The sequence below is a fragment of the Pseudomonas sp. TMW22091 genome, assembly GCF_022496705.1.
Taxonomy (GTDB): Bacteria; Pseudomonadota; Gammaproteobacteria; order Pseudomonadales; family Pseudomonadaceae; genus Aquipseudomonas; species Aquipseudomonas saxonica.
The window spans coordinates 1-26,328 of record NZ_SCFI01000006.1; the positions used below are offsets into that span (position 1 = coordinate 1).

Below are 26,328 nucleotides of genomic sequence, written 5' to 3' on the forward strand. Positions count from 1 at the left end.
GAAGTCGACGACGGCAAGTGGCCACTCGCCTACGAATACGACCTGCAAGACCGTCTCATTACCGAGCATCAGGGCTGGGCCACCCTGCGCTACCGCTACGACGCCCTCGGCCAACTCAGCCACTGCAAGCTGCCCGACGGCAACGGCCTTGACTACCTCTACCACCCCGGTGGCGCGTTAAAAGCCATCAACCTCAACGGCCAGCGCCTCACCGGCCACCGCTTTGAACACGGGCGCGAGATCATGCGCCAACAAGGCTCGGTGCTCAGCGAATACCACTACGACGAACAACAGCGCCTCAAGGAACACCGCGTCTACCCCCTCGACCGCAACGGAGAAGTCAGCGGCCACTACCACTACCGGCGCAGCTACCAATACGACGCCAACAGCAACCTGAGGCTGCTCACCGACAGCCGCAAAGGCCAAAAAAGCTACGCCTATGATCCGCTTGACCGCCTCACCGAAGTGCTCGGCAACGCCAACAACGTCGAACACTTCGCCCACGACCCGGCGGGCAACCTACTCGCCCAAAGCTACAACGGCCAAGGCCGCAGCTACGGCAAAATCAAAGGCAACCGCCTGCTGATGCAAGGCGACTGCCACTTCGACTACGACGCCTACGGCAACCTCCTGCGCGAACGACGCGGCGCCGGCCAACGTCTTGTGCGCCACTACCGCTACGACAGCCAACACCGCCTGATCGGCATCACCCTGCCCGACGGCAGCGACGTCGCCTACCGCTACGATGCCTTCGGCCGACGTATCGCCAAAGACATGGACGGCAAAACCACCCAATTTATCTGGCAAGGCGACCGCCTGATCGCCGAAAACATCTACCAAAAAGGTGTTAAGGGCTGGCCGCTTTACCGCAGCTACGTGTACGAACCCGACACCTTCAAACCGATGGCGCTGCTAAAAGGCCACGGCACCACCAACGAGGTCTACTACTACCAGCTCGACCACCTAGGCACCCCACAAGAACTCACCGACGTAAGTGGGAAAATCGTCTGGTCGGCGTATTACCGGGCCTACGGCAACATCGTCAAATTCGACATCAACGAAATCAGCAACCCGCTGCGTTTTCAGGGCCAGTATTACGACGAAGAAAGCGGACTACACTACAACCGCCATCGCTACTACAATCCCAACACCGGCCGCTACCTGACCCCCGACCCGATCAAACTGGCGGGCGGACTCAACAGCTACCAGTACGTGCCCAACCCCACGGGGTGGGTGGATCCGTTGGGGTTGATGAGTGTTGAGGGGGAGTGTCCGGGTGGACGAAGTGCCGAAATAGAGGCTCTTTCTGAGGCTAATGCCAAACGTCAGGTTCAGCGCTATGAGCAAAAATATGACATGCATACAATTGGCAAACATAGTCCCGAAATATCTGACACTATTCTTAAACAAAGAGCGATTGACGGCACAAATCCTATTACGGGTATTACACCAAGCAAAAATATAGGAAACCCTAGCTCTCAGTTTAAAGACTGGAAAACTCAAATGCATGCAATCAATGAAGCAACTACAAGAATAGTCCGCGGACTACCGAGGGAAACAGGTATAGACAAGAAGGGCAATCCCGTAGTAAGACTTCAGCTTAAAAATTCAGGCAGGGGCTACAAACCAAACAAAACAGACCCTAAAAACCCGAAAATCAATGAACAAATGAGCGGTGTTGAAATAAAATTTGATCCAAATAATCCAGATCGTCCTTTCACTGCTTTCCCGGTAGATTAAATATGCTTACTCATCCAAACACAAATCGCCCCTACAATCCTACTTTAGATTATTTCTTAGGAGGAATTGAAATATATGACCAAGAGGAAACTCTCGGAGAACAGCTGTGGAAGCTGAACCCCAACAACGAACAAAGAAACACAATAATAAAGGAGCATATCATTCCACACCTGCAGAATCTTTCTTATAGACACAAATTCATCCTCACAGAAAAACTAGAACAAGCTTTAAAAGATACCAATCACGACTTCGAAAATTACTTTGAAAACAATCCGAATGAGAATTATCAAATAGCTTGGGAGGCACACGAGATAAATACGCCGCGCACATTCTTCGAAGATATATTCCACATCATCCAAGATAGGTGGAAACATGAACTATACAAAGCCGCAAAAGAAGATCAGTCAACATGGTAACCAACCATCATTCCACGGCGCTGCAGCACTGCGTATAGATAACGACAAATGGTAATTTTCCTAAAACCCAGTAATCTTTCGCTAGGAATATCTGTCAAGGGGTTATCTAGCAATGCTGATAACGAATTGAGATATGAAAAGGTAACTTCTAACGGCTCAGGTGGGCATTAAAAAAAAGGCGCTCTGATAGCTGACCTCCTACAAACAGGACTTGGCTCTGACTATATAGCAACCAGCCAAATATAGACTACAAACCGAACCCGTGCGCTTGAAGAGCTTGGTTACATCGATCGAGCCATATTATCCAAACGGCGAAGGGGGCCGTCCGGCGTACCCGTCGATGGCCATGTTGCGCGTTCGTTTGAAGCAAAATTGGTTCTGCTACAGCAATCTGGCGCTGGAAGTATCACTCTATGAAACGACAATATACACGGGCGTCGAAAAGCGTTCTGAGCATCAGGATCGCAAGATGTCGGGTCGATTGCGGCGAGTCCGAGCCTCTATAAAACGCCTATAAGAGTTTGATCGGTCGTATGGGAAGTAAGATCGAATACGCGAAAGCGCAGGTGCGGGCCAAGCTTGAGCACCCGCTTCCCATGATCAAGCGCTAGTTTGGTTATACGAATGTACCTTTGAACAGTTGGCGGGTATGGGGGGGGGGGAAGTGCGTCTGTAATGCGGGTCAAGTGTCCTGAAACAGCGCGATCATAGGACAAAACCGTAACCAAGGACACCAAGGTCTGATTTTCTACCGACTTATTATTTTTTAGCCTCAAGTAGTGAGGGCATAAAAAAATCGCGGGGGTACTTCAGACCTCCCTAGGGACGAGCTCTAAAATTCGCCAACACATGGCAAACTTGACATGTTGCGCAGCGAGCTGATCACACATGAACATCAAGAGCTTAGCGCACCTGCCTTATATGAAATACCTAATCGCAAAATAATGAACTTAACATTCAGACATACTTAATAAGTAAGCAATGCAAATTTGCGGCTAGCTAGACATACCAGATATGGTTAAGTATTAAGCCTTCTAAAAACAGGAAAACCAATCATGCTATGTAAAATATTGCTAGCCTGCTGCATTCTTACATCTTCTATAACTGCACACTCTGCCACCACTCTCACATCTTCAATACCTGCACGCCCTGCCATGACTCATTTAAAAGAAACAATAAACGCAGACGGCAGTGTAAGCTTAGTACTTCTTCCAGGCCCAGGACCCAAAAAAAACAGGCCAGAAAAACTCAGTGAAAATCGTGAAATACGCAAGGCCGTTGTCGATTTTTTTGGCTATCAGGAAGGCGGGTATATAAAAGACAGTACTGCAGGAACACTTATATCCGAACAAGTACTTACTTCTCTTAATTCTCAAGCCACCCCAAACGAGTACGCCATCCCCAAGAACCTGAAAATGATATCAGGTATAAATGAAGGCACCCGAGGAGAGTCTCGTGCGGCGCTTTTATTTGATGATTCCAATAAATTATTGGCTGTCGCATTGGTGAGTCGAGATTGCCACAGAAATTTAGACAGGGAGGTTTTTTGCAATGACGACAAGGGCCACATCCTAAACATATTTCTTCCAAAGGGGGCACATGAAAACATTGCAGACCCCTTAATTCCGTGGAGCAAAAAGATACCCACAGAGCAGACCATTTTTATGGCTTATGTAGATCCTGACAGGACAGACTGGGTCCAAAAAATAGCAAAAACCCTTTATATAACAACACAACCAAACATCCGATCATGGACACCCAATGTCTTGCCCGCTGAGCTGCCTAAAGAATTTATCCCCCTCCTACTGACTCAATCACAACTCGTTGGCGCAGGCGTTAACGGAAAATACACTGTGGGAGAGGCCAAAGGATGGCCCTTTTCTAAAGATTTTATTTACTCACTAGGCGCACCCACGCAAGACTTTGAAGTCCACTTACGAACCTATACTCCGATCGATGAAATCCAGGCTTTCTACACTTATCTGGCAACAACTTCTTCGATTACCAGAAATGAACAAGATATCACTATACTTGGAACAATTAATAACAAAAAATACGCCATCGAACTGAGATCCCAACACTACCCTCACGCCATCAACTACATCAACTTTAAAGCATGGAAATAATTACCGTACCTAAAACTGCATGGCAGGGAGTACTACCAGCCATGCCAACTTTTTCAATTCAAAATAGGGTAGATGCGCCCCTACCGCTACAACAGCCTACACCGCCTGATGGGCGTATTCCCGCGCGTACGGCAACATCGTCAAATTCACGGATGGACTCAACCGTTAACACCCAGTCCCCGACTGCCACTTGGGCGCCTCTCGCCCAACAGAACAAAGCGCCTTAAAGGCGCTTCGACCACAGGACACTCACTCCTTACGCTCAGTCTCTTGGGTAACGTCTTGCGGGTGAACTTCAGGCTGCGGCTCCGGTTCATCGTGCGGTTCCACGTTATCCACCATTTGATCCTGTACCACTTGTTCATCAACCCGTGGGTCAAGCGCAGCCACCAGAGGGGAGCTGGACATGCTGTCCGGCATGGCAACGTGTTGCAGCGGTGCGTCGTCGACCTGGTGCAGGTTGGTCACGGCATTCGGACGGATGCGCCACACCAGCAGTAGACCCGCCACGCTGAAGAAGGCGTAGAGCATTTGGCTGCCCATGACTTTCATCAGTACACCCGCCAGCAGCGGCCCGATGCTGGCACCGATGCCGTAGGTCACCAGCAGCATCGCGGTCAAAGACACGCGCCGCTCAGGTTCGATGTGGTCATTGGCAAACGCGACGGCCAGCGGGTAGATGCAGAACTGCAACAGCGCGCTGACAAAACCTGCGGCAAACAACACCTCAACGGGCACCGACGGTAAAAGCGCCAGCGGCAATGACGCCAGGGCCAGCAAGAACGCCAGGATGCGGATCAGCAGCGGCCGGTCGTAGCGATCAGACAACCATCCCAGCGGCCATTGCACCAACAGACCGGCGAAGATGCAGCAACCCATGTACAGGCCGACCAGTTCGGTGGACAGCCCTTGTTGAGATGCGTACAGCGGCGCCAAGCCGTAGAACGAACCGACCAGACAGCCCGCACCCAGTACGGCGATCAATGATTGCGGTACGCGCTGGATAAAGAACTTGGGGTCCATCGGTGCCGGGTGCAAGGGCGCCGGGTGAATGCGTCGGGTCATGGCCACGGGCACCAGGCACAGGGCAAAACACATGGCGACCAGCATCAGCAATTCAAGACCGAGCTGGGGGTGGATGACCAGTATCAGTTGACCCAGTACCAGCCCCAGGTAGGAGGCGATCATGTACAGGCTAAAGACCACGCCACGCTGTTTGGCCTCGGCCTGCTCGTTCAGCCAGCTTTCGATCACCATGTATTGGCACATCATGCCCAGGCCAACGATGACCCGTAGCAGCAGCCACATGGGCAGCCAGTCGGTCAGGCCGTGGCACAGCACCGCAGCGCCGACAATGCCGGCACAGGTGGCGTATGCGCGGATATGCCCCACTCGGGCAATCAACCGGTGACCGATTTTGCCGCCCAGTACCAGACCAAAATAGTTGGCGGCCATCAAGGCGCCGACCCACAAGCCGTCGACATTATCGGCAGCCAAACGCAGCGCCAGGTAGGTGCTTAACAGGCCTGAGCCAATCAACATCATCAGCGAAGCAAAATACAACGCGCGAAAAGATTTCCAGATTTGATGCATGGCGTTCCCTGCGACTCCTGCTTAAGCCTGAGCCGCCAATACACGGCGCTCCCAGGGAGTGATTTCATCGTAGAAGCTGGTGAGCTCCAGAGTCTTGGACGCGATGTAGCCTTCGATGAACTCAGTGCCGAACAGTTCAATCGCCAGACCACTGCGCTTGAGCCGCTCTAGAGCGGCATGCAAGGTACAGGGCAATAACAAGGCATCCGGCACCTCGAATTGGCCCTGGATGGCAGGTGTCGGCGCAAGCTTATGTTCGATGCCATGCAAACCGGCAGCCAGACTGGCGGCAATGGCCAGATAAGGGTTCGCATCTGCCCCCGGCAAGCGGTTTTCGACGCGCCGTGCCACGGGTGCACTGGCCGGAATGCGCAACCCGGCGGAGCGGTTATCCAGCGACCAGCAGGCATTGTTCGGCGATGCATACGGGTGACACAAACGCTGATACGAGTTGACGTTCGGCGCAAACAGCGCCGTGAAGTCGGCCATGCACGCTTGCTGCCCGCCGATAAAGTGGCGAAACATCGCGGTGGGTTGCCCCGCCTCATCGCTGAACACATTATGCCCGCTGCCCTGCTCCACCACGCTTTGGTGAATATGCATCGAGCTGCCTGCCGTGTGCGCCAGCGGCTTGGCCATGCACACCACGTTCAGGCCGTGCTTGAGGGCGACTTCCTTGAGCAGGTGCTTGAATAAAAAAGTCTGATCGGCCAGCAGCAGCGGATCTCCGTGCAGCAGGTTGATCTCAAACTGACTGACGCCCATCTCATGCATAACGGTGTCACGTGGCAACCCCAGCGCTGCCATGCTCGCATACACCTCGCTGAAGAAGGGCCGCAGGCCGTTGTTGGAACTGACGCTGAACGCAGAGCTGCCGTCTTCGCGGCGGCCATCCAGGCCAACGGGCGGACGAAAGGGTTGAGTCGGGTCGGGATTGGGCGCAAAGACAAAAAACTCCAGTTCTGTCGCCACCACCGGCGCCAGCCCAAACGCTGCGTAACGGGCAATCACCGCCTTGAGCTGAGAACGGGTCGACAGGGATGAAGGGCCACCCGAGAGTTCATTCGCATCGCAAATGGCCAATGCTCGTGGCTGCGCACTCCAGGGCAAACGATGAATGTGCGCTGGGTCTGGCACCAGCGCCAGATCACCGTCTTCGCCGCCATAAAAACGGGCTTCAGGGTAGCCGCCCATGATGCATTGCAGCAGCACGCCTCGGGCCATTTGCAGACGCCGCCCTTCAAGGAACCCTGCCCCGGTCATGACTTTGCCACGCGGGACGCCGTTAAGGTCGGGAGTCACACATTCAACTTCGTCAATGCCAGCCAATGGCTGCATGAGTGGAGCCTGACAACGGGTGGTCATGACGCTTTCCTTGTTGAACACGCCACGAGGGGCAATGGGCACAAAATACGCAGCAGTGACTGGGGATTTCAAGCAATGGCCGCTGGATTCCGGGAATTGGCCTCTGCGCCGTCGTTGACTCACCGAAAAACACAGATCAGTAGCGGCAAAGGTTTTGCGTTACGTGATCCGTTTGCCGTCTAGACTCACCGCGCAATGCTGTCCAGGATGACCAAAAGGAAAACCGATGAAAACGTTTCTCCCTCTCTGCACAGGCCTGTTGCTGGCCAGTACGCTCAGCCCGGCAGCCGTTGCTCAGACCCCGACCAGTGATGGTTATGTACTGGATAAAGTCGTTCAGATCAGCCGTCATGGCGTTCGCCCGCCTACAGCCTCCAATGAAAAACTGCTGACCAAGGTCACAGAGCGCCACTGGCCCGTGTGGCTGGTGCCTTTTGGCAACCTGACAGGCCACGGCTATACCGGCGCCGTCGAAATGGGCCGCTACCGCGCCGAGGTGTTGCGCAGTGCAGGTCTGATCCCCAAAGGCTGCCCAGACGCCAAGCAATTGCTGACCCATGCAAGCCCCATGCAGCGCACCAAAGCCACCGCACAAGCCTTGCTCGACGGGATGTTTCCCGGCTGCGGCTTTCAACCCACCTACGTCAGCGGCAGTCAGGACCCGTTGTTCCAGGCCAATGAAATGCCCTTTGCGGCCCTCGACCCCGAGAAAGCCCGCGCGCAAATCCTGCAAGCATTGGGCGGCAGCGTTGAAGCCGCTCAAGCACGCTTCAAACCCTACGAAGAACAGCTCAAGGAAGTCGCCTGCCTGCCCGGAGCCGACTGCCCCTACGGTAAAGAAAAGTGGACGCTGGAGCAAAATGCCAAAGGCCGCTTTGCTATCAAGGGCCTGAGCGCCGGCGCCAATATGGGTGAAGTGTTCCGTCTGGAATACAGCCAGGGCCTGCCGCTGGATAAAGTCGCATTCGGCCATGCGCGCACCGCAGCTGAAGTTTCCAGCCTGATGGTGCTGACTAAGGCCAAATACGATTTTCTCAATGACATCCCCTACATCGCCAGTCGCGGCGCCTCCGAGCTGATGAACCAGATTTCTCTGGAACTCAAGCAAGGCACCTCACTGGCTGGCAAAGCCGACGAAAGCACTCCGCCTGATGTCCCGCTGATGCTACTGGTGGCCCACGACACCAACATTTCCTACCTGCGCACCATGCTGGGCTTTGGCTGGAAGCTCGGTGACTACATTGAAAACAACATCCCGCCCGTGGGCACGTTGCAGTTTGAACGCTACAAGGAAGTCAAAACCGGCGAGTACTTTCTGCGTATAGCCTTTGAAGCGCAGTCAATGGATCAAATTCGCAGCCTGACCCAATTGACCGGCACCGTAAAACCCCTCAAGGCCGATTTCGAAAGCGCCAAAGACTGCCGAACAACCAGTGTCGGCCTGCTTTGCCCCCTCAAAGAAGCCATGAGTAAAGTCGATCAAAATATCGACCCGACGGCGCTGACGCCTTACACCTTTGAATAGGAAAAACCTTCGCGGTACTGGCCGACGGGGTGCCCTATAGGCGTTTAGCCATAAACCCTGGGTAGAAACCCCCGGTGCACGTGAGCTACATTGGGGGCAGCCTCAAATAACAACATGCACAGGGGGAACCGTGAATACACATCAAAAAATGCGAACCTTCGACCGGATTCGCGATGCCGTACTGCCGGAATATCGAGAGCGGGTTGCTGAATACTTGGTGCTTTACGAGGACGTTCTAAACGACCCGGCCGCCAGCCAGGAAGACGTGCGCTCTACTGCTCTTCAGCTACGCGGCTATCTGCGCGGCTTGAACACAACGCGGGTATTGGGCATGGCCGATCTCGAAGACTTGGACAGCCGCATTATTGAAACCTGGCTTTAGGCGTGTCGAGTCACCCTCACCCCAACCCTCTCCCAGAGGGAGAGGGGGCTGAATTGTGGTGTTGCGCAGATCTGCACTTGCTTTTAGTCCCCTCTCCCTCTGGGAGAGGGTCAGGGTGAGGGCGATACCCGCATCCGCCACTTTCCGTTGTGGCGCAAATCAATCATCGATAACGGTTCGATATCAATCGCGTGAAACGCCGACGGCGGGCATTGCAATACGTTCATCAGTGCCGCACGCATAACCAACGGATGTGTCACTGCAACGATATGGCCCCTCCCCGTCAGCGCTGCCATCCACTCCCCCGTGCGCTGACACAGTTGCTCTACAGACTCACCGCCGTGCGGTGTCGCCTGCCAGTCCGCCATCCACACACCCAGCGCCTCGGGCTCAATGTCATCGAGCAAACACCCCTTCCAGCGGCCAAAATCACAATCGCGCAAGCCGTGATCTAGCTGTGCATCCGCTGAAAAGAGCGCCGCTGTCTCTCTCGTCCGCGCTTCCGGCCCACACAGGTAACGTGTCGTGCGGGATGAAAATAAATTGCGCGAATGAGCCAGTGCCTGCCCGTCCATTTCCACGGATTCGTCTGCGGCGAAACGCGCTTTTTTCTGCGCAATCGTGCGGGCATGGGCGATCAACGTTAAGCGTAAAGCCATTAAGTAATTCCAGATCCTGAGACACGCACTGGTGAACTGACTGGCTATGTTACAAGGAAAAGCGCCTAGACCACCGCCGGCACGGCCTCCAGACGCATCACCGGGGCTGCAGGTTCTTTCAGCAGTGCAAAGTACGCAAATGCCGAGCACGCAGCGACCACAGCACTGATCACAAAGGCTGAGGAGAACGAGCCACTCTGCTGCACGCTGAAGCCGGTCAGAATCGGGGCAATAGAACCTGCCAGATAACCGCCAAAGTTCTGGATCGAGCCGAAGGATGCCACCCGCTCCGACGGTACGATGGTGTTGACGATCATCCAGGCCGTGGCACTGGAGATATTGATAAAGAACATGGTCAGGCACAGCAACACGACACACACCACGACGTTGGTGGTAAAGGCCACGATCAAGGTAAACAGCGCCCCACCGAGCAAGCCCAGAATGACCATCAGTTTGCGGCTGGCCAGCACTCGCATGCCACGCGCCACCAGACGGTCACAGCATTTACCCGCAACGATGGTGCCCAAGGCGCCAAACAGATACGCCAGCGATACCACCCACGCAGTGCGATACAGATCAAGGCCGTGCTCGCGTTCGAAGTAGCCGGGCAGCCAAGTGAGGTTGAGCCAGATCATGTAGATCACGCCCATAAACCCGAGAAACGCCCCCCAGGTATTGCGGTCTTTGAACAGTGAAGTCCAGGGCACTTTAGGCCCCTTGGCGTGCTGAACAGGTACCGGTTCAGCACGGCCGGTTTCAGCCATGTATTGCGCTTTGCTTTTGTAGAACTTGAACCAGCACACCGCCAGCAACAAGCCCAATACACCGGTCAGGATAAACATCCCGCGCCAGCCCAGATGCACCATAAATACAGTCAACAAAGGGGGCGCCAGACACGGTCCGATACAGGTCGATGACCACACCCAGCCGGTGGCGGTGCCCCGCTCCTGCGTGTCGAACCACTCGGACAAGGCCTTGGCCGCCGAGGGGAAAACCGGCGCCTCACCAATCCCCAGCAACACCCGCAACCCCACCAGATGGCCGTAGCTGCTGAACAGCCCGAAGGCTGCTTGCGCCACTGACCACACCACCAGTGAACCGCCCAGCGCCAGTTTGCTCCCCAGTTTGTCGATCAAGGCGCCAAGGGGGAGTTGCGAGAACGCATAGGCAATGGAAAAAGCCGACAGCATCACCCCCATTTGCATCGGGCTGATGGCCAAGTCGGTTTGGATCGTGGTGTTGGCGATGGACAGGGCACTGCGGTCCAGGTAGTTGACCACACCAATCAGGAACAGAAAGAAGATGGTCAGCGTCTTGTAGTTTTTTATTGTTTTCATGCGCGCCTCTAATGAGCGGTTTTTATCCATCCCTTTATAGTTGCCCGCACGCACACTGCCCAATCACAAGATGCCATCGATTGATAACTCGACGTTATCAAGGCGTCTGTTGAGCACCGCGCATGGCATCAGGTCCGGTTAACAACGCCTCGATAAAGGCTTTTGCCGACCACTGCGGCGGTTCATTGCGCCGGGTGATCACTCCGTAGTCCGCCAGCACTAGCGGAAACGGTAACGCCAGGCGCACCAGCCGCCCCGCCTGAATTTCCGGTTCGACCATGGACTCGGCCAGCATCGCCACCACCGGCGTGGTTTGCAGCAATTGCATGGTGGTTTGCAGGGAAACCGTTTCAACGGTGTTTTCCGGGGTCTGCATGCCCGCCTCGACAAAGGCCTTTTCGACCCGTGCGCGCATCGGTGTGCCGGTCGGGTAAATCACCCACGGCCAACTGCCCAACTCACTCAACGGTACTTCGCTGGCCCCAGCCAACGGGTGCTGGCTGCCTGTAACCAGACACAGCGGCTCCGGCGCCAGGGCTTGAAAATCGAACAATTCACGATGACGGTCGAGGGTGAAACGGGCGACCACCAGATCCAGTTCTTTATGCTCAAGCAGGGTCAGCATGTTGGCGCTGGTGCCTTCCAGCACTTGCACCGTCAACAGAGGCCAGTCCTGCTTGACCCGCACAATCGCCGCGGGCACCGCCACCGCCGTGGCTGCGTAGATGGTGCCGACTTTGAGCAAGCCATGCCCGCCCTGACGCAGATGGTTGATCTGGCCGACAAACTGCTGGGTATCGTTCAGGGCGATCTGGGCGAAACGGGCCACGTGGTTGCCCAAATCCGTGAGAGTCATGCTGCGCGGCAAACGGGCGAACACCTCAAAGCCCAATTGATGCTCTATCTCGCGCAGCATCTTGCTCACGGCGGGTTGGCTGATGCTCATTTCCTGTGCAGTGGCGTGCATATTTTGCGTACGCGCCAGCGTGTTGATCAGCACCAAATGGCGAAACCGCAGCCAGTTGCACAGTTGATTAAACGCGACATCGGCCATTCGATAACCTCCGGTTATTAAGGCTTGAGAATATCTCATTGGCGATTATCGCCACGCAACATTAGGGTGGGTTTATTGAGCCCAATAACAATAAGGGACTGCCCATGAACCTCGCCCACAAACGCGTTTTGATCACTGCCGCGGCCCAAGGCATTGGTCGAGCGTCGGTACTGGCTCTGCGCGATGCCGGCGCCCAAGTGATCGCCACTGACCTGCATATTGAAGCGCTACAGGACATCCCCGGCATTCAAGCCCTGGCACTGGACGTGACACGGGCAGCCGACATCAACGCCCTGAGCCGCCAAGTGGGCGCCATCGACGTGCTGTTCAATTGCGCAGGCTACGTGCACAGCGGCGCGTTGCTGGACTGCGACGAGCAAGCCTGGCAGTTCTCCTTCGACCTCAATGTCACCGCCATGTACCGGATGATCCGTGCGTTTCTGCCGGGCATGCTCGCGGCCGGCGGTGGCAGCATCATCAACATGGCTTCGGTGGCTTCCAGCATCAAAGGCGTGCCCAACCGATTTGCCTACACCGCCAGCAAAGCCGCCGTCATCGGCCTGACCAAATCCGTGGCCGCCGACTATGTGGGTCAGGGTATTCGCTGCAACGCGATTTGCCCCGGCACCGTTGACTCCCCCTCGCTGCGCCAGCGCATCGCCGAACAGGCCCGTGAACAAGGGCGCAGCGAAGCCGAGGTGTATCAGGCGTTTGTCGACCGTCAGCCGATGGGCCGCATCGGCATGCCTGAAGAAATCGCCGGGCTGGTGCTGTACCTGGCCAGCGACGCCAGTGCCTACACCACCGGTACTGCCCAGATCATTGATGGCGGAATGAGTAATTGACTCGCTTGCAGCCTCACCCAGCGGCTTCGCAATCATTCACCCCTAAGGAGCTTTTATGAAACTGTTGCGCTACGGCGAAAAAGGCCAGGAAAAACCCGGACTGCTCGACGCCCAAGGCCATATCCGTGATTTGTCCGGGCATATCCATGATGTCGCAGGCCTTGCACTCGACCCCGCCCGTCTCGCCACGCTGAGCAACATCGACCCCTCAAGCCTGCCCTTGGTCAGCGGCTCGCCGCGTCTGGGCGCGTGTGTCGGCCAGGTCGGCAAATTTATCTGCATCGGCCTCAATTACGCCGACCACGCCGCCGAGTCAGGCATGGCCGTGCCAACTGAGCCGGTGCTGTTCAACAAATGGACCAGCGCCATCTGCGGCCCCAATGACGACGTTGAAATCCCTCGCCATTCGACCAAGACCGACTGGGAAGTCGAACTGGGCGTGGTGATCGGCAAGGGCGGTCGCTATATCGATGAAAGCAACGCCATGGAGCACGTGGCCGGTTATTGCGTGATCAACGATGTGTCCGAGCGCGAATGGCAACTGGAGCGCGGCGGCACCTGGGACAAGGGCAAAGGGTTCGACACCTTCGGCCCCCTCGGCCCGTGGCTGGTCACCCGCGACGAAATCCCCGACCCGCACCAACTCAACCTATGGCTTGAAGTCGATGGGCAGCGCTACCAGAACGGCAATACCCGCACCATGGTCTTCCAGATCCCGGCCTTGATTGCTTACCTGAGCCGCTGTATGTCGCTGCAACCGGGCGACGTCATTTCCACAGGCACACCGCCGGGCGTGGGTCTGGGCATCAAGCCGGAACCGGTATTTTTGCGAGCGGGTCAAGTCATGCGTTTGGGCATTGAAGGCCTTGGCGAACAGTGCCAACGCACCGTGCAAGCCGACTAAGCTCACTCGACTCAACAAATAACGATAAGAAACAGGAGTACCCTCATGCGCATTTTGATCACTGGCGGCACTGGCTTTATCGGCAAGCAACTGGCCCAGCGCCTGCTGGACTTGAACACCCTGACCTTCGAAGGCCAGGCGCCCCGCCCGATTGAGCGCATCGTGTTGTTTGACGCCTTCGCGGGCGAAGACGTGCCCAACGACCCGCGTATTGAGTTGGTGACTGGTGACGTCGCCGACCCTGACGTCATTGCCCGCGTGACCGATGGCGTGGATGTGGTCTGGCATTTGGCTGCCGTGGTCAGCTCGGCTGCGGAGGCCGATTTTGATCTGGGCATGCAGGTTAATTTGCACGGTTTGATGCTGCTGCTCGAAACCCTGCGCAAACAAGGTAATGCGCCGCGCTTTGTCTACGCCAGCGGCTTTGCCGTGTTTGGCGGCGCACTGCCAGATGTTGTCAATGACGAGACCGCCCTCACCCCGCAATCGTCCTACGGCATGCAAAAAGCCGTGGGCGAATTGCTGGTCGCTGACTATGCGCGCAAAGGCTTTGTCGATGGTCGCGTGCTGCGTCTGCCGACCGTGGCGGTGCGCCCTGGCAAACCGAACAAGGCCGCCTCAACCTTCTTCAGCTCGATCATCCGCGAACCGCTGGTGGGCCTGCCGGCTGTGTGCCCGGTGCGTCCGGACACGCAGGTGTACCTCACTTCGCCGCGCCGCATCATTGAATCGATGCTGCTGGGCATGACCCTGTCACCGCAGACACTGGGCAGCCAAAGAGTCATCCCGCTGCCGGGCGTGACCACCACCGTGGCTGACATGGTCTCGGCGCTGCAGCGAGTGGCGGGTGATGACGTGGTCAACCTGATTCGCTGGGAACCGGACGCGACCATCCAGCGCATCGTTGAAAGCTGGCCGAGCACCGTTGAAGCCCCCCGCGCCCGCGCACTGGGCTTCACCGCCGACCCCGACTTCGACGCCATTGTGCGCGCCCACATTGAGGATACCGCCCCACGCCGTAGCAGCTGAGGAGCGCAGCGAGGCTGCGTCCGGCTGCGAAGCGGCCGTAAATTCTGGAAACCAGGTTTTACTGACACTCTGCAGGTCAATGGTTTAGCGACTGCTTCGCAGCCGGACGCAGCCTCGCTGAGCTCGTCAGCTGCTACGAGCAGTATTTGAAGTCCTTAATAACAATAAAAAACTGAGGTCGTGCGACATGACTATCCCGCTTACGGATGTCTCGAACATCGAACAACAAACCATCAAGCGTGTGACAAAACGCATGATCCCCTTTCTGGTCCTGCTGTTCGTCGTCGCTTTTCTGGACCGTAATAACGTCGGTTTTGCGGCCCTGCGCATGAACGCCGACATCGGTATCAGCCAGACCATTTATGGCCTCGGCGCGGGGATTTTCTTCCTCGGCTATTTCATGTTTGAAGTGCCAAGCAACATTCTGCTGCACCGCTACGGCGCGCGTGTGTGGATCGCCCGCATCATGGTGACGTGGGGCATCATCGCCGGGGCCATGGGCTTTTTGCAGACTCCGGTGCACTTCATCTCCCTGCGCGTTCTGCTGGGCATTGCCGAAGCCGGGTTCTTCCCGGGGGTCATCTACCTGCTGTCGCTGTGGTTCCCGAGCCGTTACCGCGCCCGCATGATCGCGACCTTTTACCTCGGTGTGCCCATCGCTCAAATCGTCGGCGCGCCGTTGTCGGTGGGCCTGATGGAGCTGGGCGACGCATGGGGTTTTGTTGGCTGGCGCCTGATGTACATCGTCGAAGCCGTGCCTGCGGTCATCCTCGGCGTGGTCTGTTTCTTCTACCTGACCGATCGCCCCGCCGACGCCCATTGGCTAACCGATGAACAACGCAACTGGCTGATCAACACCCTCGAACAGGAAGAGCGCAGCAAACCGCTGGTGGTGGGTGTGCAGCCGACCAAAGGGCAAATGATTCGCAAGGCCTTGGCCAACCGCCAAGTGTGGTTGCTGGCGCTGGTGTACTTCGGCATCACTTCCGGCTCCAACGCAATGAACTTCTTTATGCCCACCGTGCTGGCCTCGTTCCGGGAGTCGTTCGGGCTGGAAATCGGCCTGATGCAAAACGGCCTGATCACCGCCGTGCCTTATGCGGTCGCCGCCGTGGCAATGATCTGGTGGAGCCGTCGCTCAGATCGCCTGCAAGAACGCCACTGGCATGCCGGCGGCGCTGCCATGCTGGCGGCTATCGCCATCGCGCTGGCCCTGCTGATCAACCAACCGTGGATTATCGTGCTGGGCTTTATCTTCCTGGCGATGGGCGTTTACAGCGCCATCAACGTGTTCTGGGCAGTGCCCGGCCAAGTGCTGACCGGTGTCGGCGCAGCTGCGGGGATTGGCCTGATCAACTCAATCGGCAACCTCAGCGGGTTTGTCGGCCCCTACCTGACGGGCTTTCTGTTCAACGTGACCGGCAGTTACACGCCGGGCTTTCTGGTGATTGCAGCACTGGTCGGGCTGGGCGGCCTGGGCATGGTCTTGATGCCGCGCAACAAAGTCTCGTCCCTTGATGCAGAGCTGCCACCGACAGTCGTGATTGGAGGTAAAGCATGAACTTGCCCACTGTCGCCTTTATAGGCACTGGGATCATGGGCCAGCCAATGGCCCGCAACCTGTTGCACGCCGGTTTCCCGGTGCGGGCATGGAACCGTTCTGCGGCCAAAGCTCAGGAACTCTCAGCGCACGGCGCCGACATCGCGAGCAGCCCGGCGCAGGCCGCAAGCGGTGCTCAGGTGCTGATTTGCATGCTCAGTGACGGCCCCACCTGCGACGCCGTGCTGTTTGGCGAAGACGGTGCGGCGCTGGCGCTGACGCCGGGATCGCTGGTCATCGTGATGAGTTCAATCCCGGTCGACACCGCGGTGGAGCAGGCACGGTTGTGCGCAGAGCACGGTCTGCGCTACCTCGACGCCCCGGTGTCGGGGGGCGAACGCGGGGCGCGGGAAGCCAGCCTGGCAATCATGGTCGGCGGTGAAGCCGCGGCCTTTGAGCAAGGCCGCGAGGTACTGAGCGCGATGGGCCGCCCGGTGCATGTCGGCCCGGCGGGCACCGGCGAGCTGGCCAAGCTGGTCAATCAACTGATCGTCGCCAGCACCATCGCCACCGTCGCTGAAGGTCTGTTACTGGCCGAACGCGGCGGTGCCGATCCGGCCAAAGTCCACGAAGCACTGCTGGGCGGCTTTGTTGATTCGCCCATCTGGCGCCAGCACGGCCAACGCATGCTCAACAACGACTTCACCCCCGGTGGCCCGGCCAAGTGGCAACTCAAAGACACCCGCACCGCCCTCGCCCACGCCCAACAACTCGGCCTGTCGCTGCCGGTCGGCAGTCTGGTCGACAGCCTGTTTGCCGCGATGGTTGAGGCCGGTGACGGCGAACTCGATCACGCGGGGCTGATTCGTCAGTTGCGCCGCAACAACCCATTACCCGAATAATTTGCTGGAGCCTGCCATGACCGATTCAACCCCACGCCGCCTGCGCAGCCAGCTGTGGTTTGACGACCCGAGCCACGCTGACCTTACCGCGCTCTACGTGGAACGCTACATGAATCAGGGCCTGACCCGGGCCGAACTGCAATCCGGGCGGCCGATTATCGGCATCGCCCAGACCGGCAGCGACCTCACGCCCTGTAACCGCCATCACATCGAACTGGCCAAACGGGTCAAGGACGGCATTCGCGATGCGGGCGGTATTCCGATGGAGTTTCCAGTGCACCCGATTGCCGAGCAATCACGCCGCCCCACCGCGGCACTGGATCGCAACCTGGCCTATCTGGGCCTGGTTGAAGTGCTGCACGGCTACCCCCTCGACGGCGTGGTACTGACCACCGGTTGCGACAAGACCACCCCGGCCTGTTTGATGGCGGCGGCCACCACCGACCTGCCCTCCATCGTGCTGTCGGGCGGGCCGATGCTCGACGGCTGGCACAAAGGTCAGCGCATCGGCTCCGGCACGGTGCTGTGGCATGCACGCAACCTGCTCAGCGCAGGCGAGATTGATTACGAAGGGTTTATGACCCTGACGACCGCGTCATCGCCGTCAGTGGGCCACTGCAACACCATGGGTACCGCGCTGTCGATGAACGCGCTGGCCGAAGCCCTGGGCATGTCGTTGCCCGGTTGCGCCAGCATTCCCGCGCCGTACCGCGAGCGTGGGCAAATGGCTTATGCAACGGGTATGCGGATTGTCGATCTGGTGCGCGAAGACGTGCGCCCGTCACAGATCATGACCCACGCGGCGTTTGAAAATGCCATCGCCGTTGCCTCGGCACTCGGCGCTTCAACCAACTGCCCGCCGCACCTGATTGCCATCGCTCGGCACAGCGGCATCGACCTGTCGCTTGAAGACTGGCAGCGTGTCGGCGAGGACGTGCCTTTGCTGGTCAACTGCATGCCGGCCGGTGAATACCTGGGCGAAAGTTTCCACCGCGCAGGCGGCGTACCGGCCGTGATGCATGAGCTGGACAAAGTCGGCCTGCTGCACCGCGATTGCCGCACCGTCAGTGGTCGCAGCATCGGCGAGGTGGTCGCCGACTGCGTGACCGGCGACCGCGACGTGATTCGACCGTTCGAAGACCCGCTGATGCACCGCGCCGGGTTTATCGTGCTCAGCGGCAACTTCTTCGACAGCGCCATCATGAAAATGTCGGTGGTGGGCGAAGCCTTCCGCAGCACTTACCTCAGCGACCCGCTGCAACCCAACAGCTTCGAAGCCCGGGCGATTGTGTTTGAAGGGCCGGAAGACTATCAGGCGCGCATCAATGACCCTTCACTGGACATCGACGAGCGTTGCATCCTGGTGATTCGCGGCTGCGGCACTGTGGGTTTCCCCGGCAGTGGCGAGGTGGTCAACATGACCCCGCCCTCGGCCATGATCAAAGCCGGCATCGATTCGCTGCCGTGCATGGGCGACGGCCGCCAAAGCGGCACCTCGGCCAGCCCGTCCATTCTCAATATGTCCCCGGAATCGGCCGTCGGTGGCGGCCTGTCGCTGCTGCGCACAGGTGACCGCCTGCGTGTGGACCTCAACGCGCGCAGCGTGAACTTGCTGGTGGATGACAGCGTACTCAATGAGCGCCGTCAGGAACCGCTGCCCCCGCTGGCCCCGTCACAAACCCCGTGGCAGGAGTTGTATCGCCAACTGGTCGGCCAACTGTCCACCGGCGGCTGCCTGGAACCGGCGACCCTGTACTGGCGCGTAATCCCGGAAAACGGCCCGCCCCGCCACTCTCACTAAGCCATTGAGGAGCCGCTGGCCGGGGCCGCTTCGCCGCCCATCGCAGCCTCGTCCCTCGTCAGCGGCTACACGTGAATCGATATAAGGATGGCTCTATGCAAACGCTGAATCTGAATGCTGAAAACTCTCTGCCCAACGACTGGCAGCGCGCCACACTGATCGGGCGCGTCTGGTTGCCGGGCGAGCAGGGTGGCCCGGCCGTGGTGGTGATTCGAGACGGCGACGTGATCGACTGCACCGCTCACTTCCCGACCCTGAGCCTGTTGCTCGACAGCGACAACCCGCTGCAAGCCGTGCGCGAAATCAGGGGTACGTCCCTGGGTTCGATCCACACGCTGCTGGCCAACAGTGGCGAACAGCGCGATATGAATAAACCTTACCTGCTGGCCCCTGCTGACCTGCACGTGATCAAGGCCGCAGGTGTAACGTTTGCCGCCAGCATGATCGAACGGGTCATTGAAGAAAAAGCCGGGGGCGATGCCCTGCGCGCTCAAGAAATTCGTGCGCTGGTGCAGGAGGTGATTGGCGACAACTTGCGTGATCTTCGTCCCGGCTCGTCTGAGGCCTTGCGCCTCAAGCAGGTACTGATCGAACAGAACATGTGGTCGCAATACCTCGAAGTCGGCATTGGCCCAGATGCGGAAATCTTCACCAAGGCACCGGTCCTCGCTGCCGTTGGCAGTGGCAACGCCATTGGCGTGCACCCCGGTTCGAGCTGGAACAATCCCGAGCCGGAAGTGGTGTTGGCGGTGGACAGCCAGGGCCGAATCCACGGTGCCACCCTGGGTAATGACGTCAACTTGCGCGACTTTGAAGGGCGCAGTGCTTTGCTGCTGAGCAAAGCCAAAGACAACAACGCATCCTGCGCGCTGGGGCCGTTTATTCGTTTGTTTGACGAACACTTCAGCCTCGACCATGTGCGTGAATGCGAAGTGACCTTGCGGGTCGAGGGCGTGGACGGCTATGTGCTGAACGGCAAAAGCTCGATGAATCAGATCAGCCGCGATCCGGCGGATCTGGCGCGGCAGACCCTCAATGAAAATCACCAGTACCCAGACGGCTTTGTGCTGTTTCTCGGCACCCTGTTCGCCCCCACCGACGACCGTGATCAGCCGGGACAAGGGTTCACCCACAAGGCCGATGATGTGGTGAGCATTTCATCGCCCACATTGGGCGCCTTGCATAACCGGGTCACAGGCAGTGATCAGGCGCCGCAATGGGCATTTGGGGTAGGCGCGTTGATGAAGAATCTGGCAATGCGCGGGCTGCTGGCTTAGGGCCTTGCAGGATGTCAGGCGCAAGGCCCTCTGTGGGCCGTGCGCCTGACACGACCACTGGTCACGCGAGCGTTCAAAAAGGTTGAACTTCATTACTCAAACCTCTCTCTGCTGTTAACACAGGCCAACCAGTCAGAGGAGTACACGCATGAGAGCACTCACTTATCACGGCGCCCATAACGTCAAAGTCGATACTGTGCCGGACCCGGTCATTGAAGAAAATGACGACCTCATTCTGAGGGTGACTGCCACGGCCATTTGTGGCTCTGACTTGCACCTGTATCGCGGCAAAATTCCCAAGACCGAACAGGGTGACATTTTCGGCCACGAATTCATGGGCATCGTAGAGGAAACCGGCTCGGCCGTGACGGCGGTACAACCCGGTGACCGCGTGGTGATCCCGTTCGTGATTGCGTGCGGCAGCTGCTTTTTCTGCAACCTGGATCTGTTTGCTGCCTGTGAAACCACCAACACTGGCCGTGGCGCAATCATCAACAAAAAAGCCATCCCCTCGGGGGCGGCCTTGTTTGGTTTCAGCCATCTGTATGGCGGAATACCGGGCGGACAAGCCGAATATGTGCGCGTGCCCAAAGCCAACACCGGGCCTTTCAAAGTACCGGGAACCCTGGCTGACGAGAAAGTGTTGTTTCTGTCAGACATTCTGCCCACGGCTTATCAGGCCGTGACCAATGCCGGTATTGGTCAAGGTTCCAGCGTGGCCATTTATGGCGCAGGCCCCGTGGGCTTGATGAGCGCAGCCTGCGCCCGGATGCTGGGTGCCGATCAAATCTTCATGGTGGATCACCATCAGTACCGCCTGGACTTCGCGCAAAAAACCTATGGCGTCATCCCCATCAACTTCGATGACGACAATGATCCGGCCGACACCATCATTCGCCAGACCAAAGGCATGCGCGGTGTTGACGGTGTGGTCGATGCGGTGGGATTCGAGGCCAAGGGCAGCACCACTGAAACGGTACTGGCCACCCTCAAGCTCGAAGGCAGCAGCGGCAAAGCGTTGCGACAGTGCATTGCCGCGGTTCGTCGTGGCGGCGTGGTGAGCGTGCCTGGGGTCTATTCCGGATTCATTCACGGCTTCATGTTTGGCGATGCTTTCGACAAGGGGCTGACGTTCAAAATGGGCCAGACCCATGTGCAGCGTTTTCTACCAGAGCTTTTGGGCCATATCGAGACCGGTCGTCTTGCCCCCGAAGTGATCATTAGCCACCGCATGAACCTGGAACAGGCCGCCGAAGGCTATAAGATGTTCGATAAAAAAGAAGATAAATGCCGCAAGGTTATTCTGACGCCGGGTAATAACAAGACGGGTATGACAGAGCCTTTGGTTGAACCCGAAGGCGCTTTTAATCCACGGCCTTTGGCAGAATAAATAACCTATCGGCGAACTGCGGGGTCATGCCGTTCGCCGGTTGTACCGTTATCCCAGCCTGCTTATTTCTTTTACACACGTACTTATATAACCGACATAAATAACCCCGGCCGGAGCCGGGGTTATTTTTTTCACGATTTACTTCTTGCCCGTATGACTTTTGTCATCGGCCTTTTTCCCTGAATCGTGCGCTTTGTCTTTATCGTGGGCACCTTGGGTGGTTTTTTTATCGTCCGAATGCGTGCCTTTTTTATCCGTGGCTTTATCGGAAGAATGGTCTGATTTATTTCCGCCAGTCGTCATTGTGTATACCTTCCTGTGGTTAACATTTACGAACTCCAGGGCTCGTAATATTCCGATACTTCGCCCTTCAGAAAGTTTTAATTATTGTTGTATATCGGACGAGTGGGTAAAACATTATTAATGTCGACCGCTGACCAGTCCCCTCTCCCCTGCAACTGCTGGATAAGTTCACGATATAAACAGGGAGAGGGTTAGGGTGAGGGAAAGGTTTTATTCGATTTTAACTGTGTACCTATCCATTCGACCTGCCGAAGGGTCGGCAGATCAAGTTCAAAAACCAAATCAAAAACCAGATCAAAACCGGGGCGAAGGCCAGATCATATCGCCAACTTAAGAAAGTCAAAGGCCACCCGGCGGCCACTCTCCAAATGCGGTATCGCTTCCAGCAAGGCCACCGTATACGGATGCTGCGGGTGATCAAACACCTCGCGTACCGGGCCACTTTCCACCGCCACGCCGTCTTTCATCACCAGCACGTCGTCGCTGACGTGGTTGATCACGCCCAGGTCGTGGGAGATAAACAAGCACGCCAGGCCCAGTCGCCGCTTGAGGTCGTCCAGCAGTTCAAGAATCTGCGCTTGTACCGAAACGTCCAGCGCGGAAACGGGTTCATCACACACCAGAATCTTCGGTCCCGCCGCCAATGCACGGGCTATCGCAATGCGCTGGCGCTGACCGCCCGAGAGTTCGATGGGGCGGCGCTCCAGCAAGTCGGCATCGAGGTGCACCAGCTTAAGCAGTTCTTCTGCACGTCGTGGCCATTCGCCGCGCTGATGACCGGCTACCTGCAGGGCTTCAAACAGCACCTTGCGTACGTTGTAACGCGGGTCAAAGGAGCTGAGCGGGTCCTGAAACACCACTTGGATGCTGCGCCGCACTTGACGTTTTTGCGCCGGTGACAAGGTTAGCCACGGCTGGCCATTGATCTGAATGTCGCCACTGTCGGGGGTTTCCAAGCCGAGGATCATGCGCGTCAAGGTGGTTTTACCGGAGCCGGATTCGCCCACGATGCCCAGAGTCTTGCCACGGCGCAGTTGCAAGGACACTTGATTGACCACGGTGCGCAGTTGCCCGTCAGGGCCTTTGAAGGCTTTGCTCAGCGCGTTCACGTGCAACAGCGGCGCGTCTTGCTGGGTCGGCACAAGGGCCAACGGTGGCCGCGCAGCGCTTGGCGTTCGACGAAAGTGCACCGCCCTGCCCGCGCGCAACAGGTATTGGGTATAGGGATGTTGCGGGTCGAGCAGCACTTGGTCGACGCTGCCTTGTTCGACGATCACACCGTTGTGCATGACGGCCACCCGATTGGCCAGACGCGAGACCACGGCCAAATCATGGCTGACGATCAGCATCGCGGTACTGTCGCCCCGCAGTGATTCAAGCAAGGCCAGAACCTGCGCTTGCACCGTGGTGTCGAGCGCAGTGGTCGGTTCGTCGGCGATCAGCAAGCGCGGGTTGCAGGCAATCGCCGAGGCGATCAAGGCCCTTTGGCGCAAACCGCCCGAGAGTTGATGCGGGTATTGACGGGCGCGCAACTCGGGCTCCGGCACGCCCACGGCGCGCAGCAGTTCAATCACCTTCGCCTCGCGCTGCGCCCGATTCAGTTCGGTATGCAAGAGCAAAGGCTCGGCAATTTCCTTACCGACCGGGCGCAAGGGGTCGAGCGAACCCAGTGCGTCCTGCATCACAAAGCCTATCTGCGCGCCACGCACCTGACGCCAGCTGCGTTCATCGAAGTGACGCAGATCGCGCCCGGCAAACGCCAGTCGCCGAGCCTGGATGATGGCGTTCGCACCGGTCAGCCCCGCCAGGGTGCGCGAGGTCACGCTTTTGCCCGAGCCGGACTCGCCCACCAGTGCCAGGCACTCACCCGCCTGTAGCTCAAAACTGATGCCTTTGAGGGTCGGTGCGGTCTGTGCACCAAAGCGAACGTGCAGGTCTTGCACCTCGATCAGGGGGACGTTGCTCATGGGCGTTTTCCTTCGCTGCGGCGCAACAGCTCACGGCCGATCGCGCTGATTGAAACCACGGTCAAGGTGATGGCTAACGCGGGCCATGCCACTAGCCACCCGGCGTTCGCCAAATAGTTGCGGCCCATCGCGAGCATGCCGCCCCACTCCGGCGCTGGCGGCGGCGCGCCAAAGCCCAGAAAACTCAGCGCGGCACCGTTGACGATGTTGCCGCCGATGCCGATGGTGGCCAATATCAGCACCGGCTTGATCGCATTGGGCAGGATGTGCCGAACAATCACTGCCGCTCGGCTCAAGCCCAAGGTAGTGGCCGCTTCAACATACCCGGCACTGCGTACCCCCAAGGTTTGCGCACGCACCAGACGGGCGTAACGCGGCACGCTGGCGATGCCCACGGCCAGAATCAGGTTGAGCTGGCCTTGGCCGAAGAAGGTGATGATCACCAGTGCCAGCAACAGGTCAGGAAAGGCCAGCAACACATCAACCGTGCGCATGACGGCGCCGTCCAGCCAGCGCGGCCCCAACCCCGCCGCCAACCCGAACACGGTGCCCACCAGCAAACCGATGGCCGTGGCGCTCACGCCCAGCACCAGTGACGGGCGAACCGCGTACACCAGCCGGGTAAGGATGTCTCGACCATTTTCGTCAGTGCCCAGCCAATACACGCTGTCAGGGGCACGAAAGGCCTCTCGGGCGCTGGCCTGCAATGGATCGCCGCTCACCAGCCAAGCGGGCTGGAGCGCGGCAATCAGCAAAAACAGTACGAACAATCCGGCCAACGCCAGCCCCGGACGCACCGTCCAGCGCCGCGAGCGTACCCCATGGGCCGCGAACACGGGCGCGACGTCGATCAGGCCTAAGCGTGCGGTGTGATTGACGGGCGGGTTCATGGCTACAACTCCTGAGGGGTGGGATCAAACCGCGCTGGCTTCATCACGGGTGGCAGTGTTTGCGCCGTCCTGCTCATGCAGTGCACGCCACGCAGCGCCGGGGCTGATGCCGTTGAGGTAGTAATTGCCCAGCGCCCGCTCGCGGTAGATCGCCGGGTTGTGCGAGGCCAGTGTGCGGGCGTTGCGCCAATGACGATCAAGGCGCCGCGCCTGACTGGTGGCAGAAGCACCGCCCACTTCGAACAGCAGCGTGGTGGCTTCCAGCACCTGTTCAAGCACCACCTGCTGGGCCTGGAAGGTACGGATGTCGGCTTCGACGTAATCCGCCTCCTCTGCACGGCCCTCAAGTTCGTGCTGGTGGACTGCCTCAAGGACTTCGGCAGTCGCCAACACCAGTGTTTCGCTGGCGTAGGCCAGGCTCGACAGGCGACCGATCACCCGTTGCACCAGCGGATCATCCTTGGGGCTGGATTGACCCGGCACGCCGAAGGCGCGGGTGCGTCCTTGCACAAACGCAGTGGCGTCACGCAGGGCCGCACGGGCGATACCGGCCAGCGTGGCGAGGTGGAACAGTTGGTAGAACGATGAAAGATACGACTCGGCCCGCAGTTCACCGGGTTTGAAACGCCGTAAGATGTGCGCGTGCGGTACGTCTACCTGATCAAAACGGGTGGTGCCGCTGCCGCTCAGACGCTGACCAAAGCCGTCCCAGTCGTCTTCGCGGGTGACGCCGGGGGCGTCCACTGCCACGACCACGCTGACAAAGTCCTCGTCGTGCATGGCCACCGCGGCCACCCAATCGGCATAAATCGTGCCGGTGCAGTAATACTTTTCACCGTTCAAACGCCAGCCATTGCCCTGCGCGTGAAGACTGACCGAGTTGGTGCTGCTGTCGCTGCGCTCCGCCATCGCCGCGCCCCACAACTGCCCCGCCACCACTTTGGCAAACCAATAATCCTGCGAGGCCGCATCGCCGCTGGACAAGCGACCTTCGACAAAGCCGAAATGCGCCCGCACGATCTGCGGCAGGTTCGAGTCGGCTTCAGCCAGATCAATCAACAGGCCAAACAGCACCGGCAGGCTGACACCGGCACCGCCGTGCGCCTGGGGCACACGCAGGGCGCTGAAGCCGCTGGTGCGTAATACGTTGACCGCCTCGAAGGCCAGTTGGCGATGCTGTTCACGCTCGACGGCGCCCGCGCCAATCTGCTCGAACAGCGGCTGGAAACGCGCCTTGAGCGCGCGGTAGGAAGTGAGATCAGTCATGGCAGTTCCTTGCTTGG

The 26,328-nt window shown here is 58.2% G+C and carries 22 protein-coding genes and 1 pseudogene; 14 read left to right on the forward strand and 9 right to left on the reverse strand.

What is annotated here, in order from left to right; all coding sequences use genetic code 11:
- The 4 genes and pseudogenes from EQV93_RS12835 to EQV93_RS12850 all read left to right on the forward strand — a co-directional run.
- Nucleotides 1-1,740, forward strand: a 1,740-nt coding sequence (locus EQV93_RS12835) for an RHS repeat domain-containing protein (protein ID WP_240891697.1), incomplete at its 5' end; no start/stop codon positions are given.
- 2 nt (nt 1,741-1,742) lie between these two features.
- Nucleotides 1,743-2,156: a hypothetical protein gene (locus EQV93_RS12840; RefSeq protein ID WP_240891698.1), complete on the forward strand. Its 414-nt coding sequence runs from the start codon at nt 1,743-1,745 to the stop codon at nt 2,154-2,156.
- 271 nt (nt 2,157-2,427) lie between these two features.
- Nucleotides 2,428-2,583 (forward strand): annotated as a pseudogene (locus tag EQV93_RS22515) (IS5/IS1182 family transposase); the annotation flags it as partial.
- 727 nt (nt 2,584-3,310) lie between these two features.
- Nucleotides 3,311-4,282 (forward strand): hypothetical protein, encoded by a 972-nt coding sequence (locus EQV93_RS12850; RefSeq protein WP_240891699.1) that lies wholly within the window; start codon nt 3,311-3,313, stop codon nt 4,280-4,282.
- A gap of 249 nt (nt 4,283-4,531) precedes the next feature.
- On the opposite strand, the gene EQV93_RS12855 is transcribed toward EQV93_RS12850, so the two are convergent.
- The gene (locus EQV93_RS12855) at nt 4,532-5,875 is read right to left on the reverse strand and encodes an MFS transporter (RefSeq protein ID WP_122783368.1); all 1,344 of its coding nucleotides are present in this window, start codon (nt 5,873-5,875) and stop codon (nt 4,532-4,534) included.
- 21 nt (nt 5,876-5,896) lie between these two features.
- Nucleotides 5,897-7,138 (reverse strand): glutamine synthetase family protein, encoded by a 1,242-nt coding sequence (locus tag EQV93_RS12860; protein WP_240891792.1) that lies wholly within the window; start codon nt 7,136-7,138, stop codon nt 5,897-5,899.
- A gap of 328 nt (nt 7,139-7,466) precedes the next feature.
- Between EQV93_RS12860 and EQV93_RS12865 the strand changes: the two genes are divergently transcribed.
- Nucleotides 7,467-8,765: a histidine-type phosphatase gene (locus EQV93_RS12865; protein ID WP_146426211.1), complete on the forward strand. Its 1,299-nt coding sequence runs from the start codon at nt 7,467-7,469 to the stop codon at nt 8,763-8,765.
- A 130-nt stretch (nt 8,766-8,895) separates the two neighbouring features.
- The gene (locus tag EQV93_RS12870; protein ID WP_122783371.1) at nt 8,896-9,147 is read left to right on the forward strand and encodes a hypothetical protein; all 252 of its coding nucleotides are present in this window, start codon (nt 8,896-8,898) and stop codon (nt 9,145-9,147) included.
- Between the two features lie 110 nt (nt 9,148-9,257).
- On the opposite strand, the gene EQV93_RS12875 is transcribed toward EQV93_RS12870, so the two are convergent.
- The 3 genes from EQV93_RS12875 to EQV93_RS12885 form a co-directional block, all read right to left on the reverse strand.
- On the reverse strand, nt 9,258-9,806 hold the full coding sequence (locus tag EQV93_RS12875) for a histidine phosphatase family protein (RefSeq protein ID WP_146426213.1): 549 nt from the start codon (nt 9,804-9,806) through the stop codon (nt 9,258-9,260).
- Between the two features lie 65 nt (nt 9,807-9,871).
- Nucleotides 9,872-11,143, reverse strand: a complete 1,272-nt coding sequence (locus tag EQV93_RS12880) for an MFS transporter (protein ID WP_122783373.1) — start codon at nt 11,141-11,143, stop codon at nt 9,872-9,874.
- A 97-nt stretch (nt 11,144-11,240) separates the two neighbouring features.
- Nucleotides 11,241-12,197, reverse strand: coding sequence for a LysR family transcriptional regulator (locus tag EQV93_RS12885; protein ID WP_122783374.1), 957 nt, complete (start codon nt 12,195-12,197; stop codon nt 11,241-11,243).
- Between the two features lie 104 nt (nt 12,198-12,301).
- Here EQV93_RS12885 and EQV93_RS12890 point away from each other — a divergent pair, with 104 nt between their 5' ends.
- The 8 genes from EQV93_RS12890 to EQV93_RS12925 all read left to right on the forward strand — a co-directional run bounded on the left by EQV93_RS12890 (nt 12,302) and on the right by EQV93_RS12925 (nt 21,885).
- Entirely contained in the window at nt 12,302-13,042 is a 741-nt protein-coding gene (locus EQV93_RS12890; protein WP_122783375.1) for an SDR family oxidoreductase, read from the forward strand.
- Between the two features lie 55 nt (nt 13,043-13,097).
- A complete protein-coding gene (locus EQV93_RS12895) occupies nt 13,098-13,946 on the forward strand; it encodes an ureidoglycolate lyase (protein ID WP_122783376.1) in 849 nt (282 codons plus the stop codon).
- Between the two features lie 45 nt (nt 13,947-13,991).
- Nucleotides 13,992-14,975 carry a D-erythronate dehydrogenase gene (gene denD / locus EQV93_RS12900; RefSeq protein WP_240891700.1) on the forward strand — a complete coding sequence of 328 codons (984 nt, stop codon included), beginning with the start codon at nt 13,992-13,994 and terminating at the stop codon, nt 14,973-14,975.
- 187 nt (nt 14,976-15,162) lie between these two features.
- Nucleotides 15,163-16,536: an MFS transporter gene (locus tag EQV93_RS12905; RefSeq protein WP_122783378.1), complete on the forward strand. Its 1,374-nt coding sequence runs from the start codon at nt 15,163-15,165 to the stop codon at nt 16,534-16,536.
- A complete protein-coding gene (locus EQV93_RS12910) occupies nt 16,533-17,417 on the forward strand; it encodes an NAD(P)-dependent oxidoreductase (protein WP_122783379.1) in 885 nt (294 codons plus the stop codon). The genes EQV93_RS12905 and EQV93_RS12910 overlap by 4 nt, the downstream gene beginning before the upstream one ends.
- A gap of 16 nt (nt 17,418-17,433) precedes the next feature.
- Complete coding sequence (locus EQV93_RS12915; protein ID WP_122783380.1) at nt 17,434-19,218, forward strand: IlvD/Edd family dehydratase; 1,785 nt, start codon at nt 17,434-17,436, stop codon at nt 19,216-19,218.
- Between the two features lie 95 nt (nt 19,219-19,313).
- On the forward strand, nt 19,314-20,495 hold the full coding sequence (locus tag EQV93_RS12920) for a fumarylacetoacetate hydrolase family protein (protein WP_146385111.1): 1,182 nt from the start codon (nt 19,314-19,316) through the stop codon (nt 20,493-20,495).
- A 148-nt stretch (nt 20,496-20,643) separates the two neighbouring features.
- The gene (locus EQV93_RS12925) at nt 20,644-21,885 is read left to right on the forward strand and encodes a zinc-dependent alcohol dehydrogenase (RefSeq protein ID WP_240891701.1); all 1,242 of its coding nucleotides are present in this window, start codon (nt 20,644-20,646) and stop codon (nt 21,883-21,885) included.
- A gap of 138 nt (nt 21,886-22,023) precedes the next feature.
- Here the strand turns inward: EQV93_RS12925 and EQV93_RS12930 are convergent, their stop codons facing one another.
- The 4 genes from EQV93_RS12930 to EQV93_RS12945 all read right to left on the reverse strand — a co-directional run bounded on the left by EQV93_RS12930 (nt 22,024) and on the right by EQV93_RS12945 (nt 26,311).
- On the reverse strand, nt 22,024-22,188 hold the full coding sequence (locus tag EQV93_RS12930) for a hypothetical protein (protein ID WP_158637857.1): 165 nt from the start codon (nt 22,186-22,188) through the stop codon (nt 22,024-22,026).
- Between the two features lie 317 nt (nt 22,189-22,505).
- Entirely contained in the window at nt 22,506-24,155 is a 1,650-nt protein-coding gene (locus tag EQV93_RS12935; RefSeq protein WP_240891702.1) for a dipeptide ABC transporter ATP-binding protein, read from the reverse strand.
- Entirely contained in the window at nt 24,152-25,045 is an 894-nt protein-coding gene (locus tag EQV93_RS12940; RefSeq protein ID WP_122783383.1) for an ABC transporter permease, read from the reverse strand. Before EQV93_RS12940 ends, EQV93_RS12935 begins: the two co-directional genes overlap by 4 nt.
- Nucleotides 25,046-25,069: 24 nt before the next feature.
- Nucleotides 25,070-26,311 carry an acyl-CoA dehydrogenase family protein gene (locus EQV93_RS12945; protein ID WP_240891703.1) on the reverse strand — a complete coding sequence of 414 codons (1,242 nt, stop codon included), beginning with the start codon at nt 26,309-26,311 and terminating at the stop codon, nt 25,070-25,072.
- Between the last annotated feature and the right edge of the window lie 17 nt (nt 26,312-26,328).

Excerpts from the sequence above, each read along its gene's own strand:
- EQV93_RS12840 (WP_240891698.1), top strand. The coding sequence starts at position 1,743 with ATGCTTACTCATCCAAACACAAATCGCCCCTACAATCCTACTTTAGAT.
- EQV93_RS12850 (WP_240891699.1), top strand. The coding sequence starts at position 3,311 with ATGACTCATTTAAAAGAAACAATAAACGCAGACGGCAGTGTAAGCTTA.
- EQV93_RS12855 (WP_122783368.1), bottom strand. The coding sequence starts at position 5,875 with ATGCATCAAATCTGGAAATCTTTTCGCGCGTTGTATTTTGCTTCGCTG.
- EQV93_RS12860 (WP_240891792.1), bottom strand. The coding sequence starts at position 7,138 with ATGACCGGGGCAGGGTTCCTTGAAGGGCGGCGTCTGCAAATGGCCCGA.
- EQV93_RS12865 (WP_146426211.1), top strand. The coding sequence starts at position 7,467 with ATGAAAACGTTTCTCCCTCTCTGCACAGGCCTGTTGCTGGCCAGTACG.
- EQV93_RS12875 (WP_146426213.1), bottom strand. The coding sequence starts at position 9,806 with ATGGCTTTACGCTTAACGTTGATCGCCCATGCCCGCACGATTGCGCAG.
- EQV93_RS12880 (WP_122783373.1), bottom strand. The coding sequence starts at position 11,143 with ATGAAAACAATAAAAAACTACAAGACGCTGACCATCTTCTTTCTGTTC.
- EQV93_RS12885 (WP_122783374.1), bottom strand. The coding sequence starts at position 12,197 with ATGGCCGATGTCGCGTTTAATCAACTGTGCAACTGGCTGCGGTTTCGC.
- EQV93_RS12890 (WP_122783375.1), top strand. The coding sequence starts at position 12,302 with ATGAACCTCGCCCACAAACGCGTTTTGATCACTGCCGCGGCCCAAGGC.
- EQV93_RS12895 (WP_122783376.1), top strand. The coding sequence starts at position 13,098 with ATGAAACTGTTGCGCTACGGCGAAAAAGGCCAGGAAAAACCCGGACTG.
- denD (WP_240891700.1), top strand. The coding sequence starts at position 13,992 with ATGCGCATTTTGATCACTGGCGGCACTGGCTTTATCGGCAAGCAACTG.
- EQV93_RS12905 (WP_122783378.1), top strand. The coding sequence starts at position 15,163 with ATGACTATCCCGCTTACGGATGTCTCGAACATCGAACAACAAACCATC.
- EQV93_RS12910 (WP_122783379.1), top strand. The coding sequence starts at position 16,533 with ATGAACTTGCCCACTGTCGCCTTTATAGGCACTGGGATCATGGGCCAG.
- EQV93_RS12915 (WP_122783380.1), top strand. The coding sequence starts at position 17,434 with ATGACCGATTCAACCCCACGCCGCCTGCGCAGCCAGCTGTGGTTTGAC.
- EQV93_RS12920 (WP_146385111.1), top strand. The coding sequence starts at position 19,314 with ATGCAAACGCTGAATCTGAATGCTGAAAACTCTCTGCCCAACGACTGG.
- EQV93_RS12925 (WP_240891701.1), top strand. The coding sequence starts at position 20,644 with ATGAGAGCACTCACTTATCACGGCGCCCATAACGTCAAAGTCGATACT.
- EQV93_RS12930 (WP_158637857.1), bottom strand. The coding sequence starts at position 22,188 with ATGACGACTGGCGGAAATAAATCAGACCATTCTTCCGATAAAGCCACG.
- EQV93_RS12935 (WP_240891702.1), bottom strand. The coding sequence starts at position 24,155 with ATGAGCAACGTCCCCCTGATCGAGGTGCAAGACCTGCACGTTCGCTTT.
- EQV93_RS12940 (WP_122783383.1), bottom strand. The coding sequence starts at position 25,045 with ATGAACCCGCCCGTCAATCACACCGCACGCTTAGGCCTGATCGACGTC.
- EQV93_RS12945 (WP_240891703.1), bottom strand. The coding sequence starts at position 26,311 with ATGACTGATCTCACTTCCTACCGCGCGCTCAAGGCGCGTTTCCAGCCG.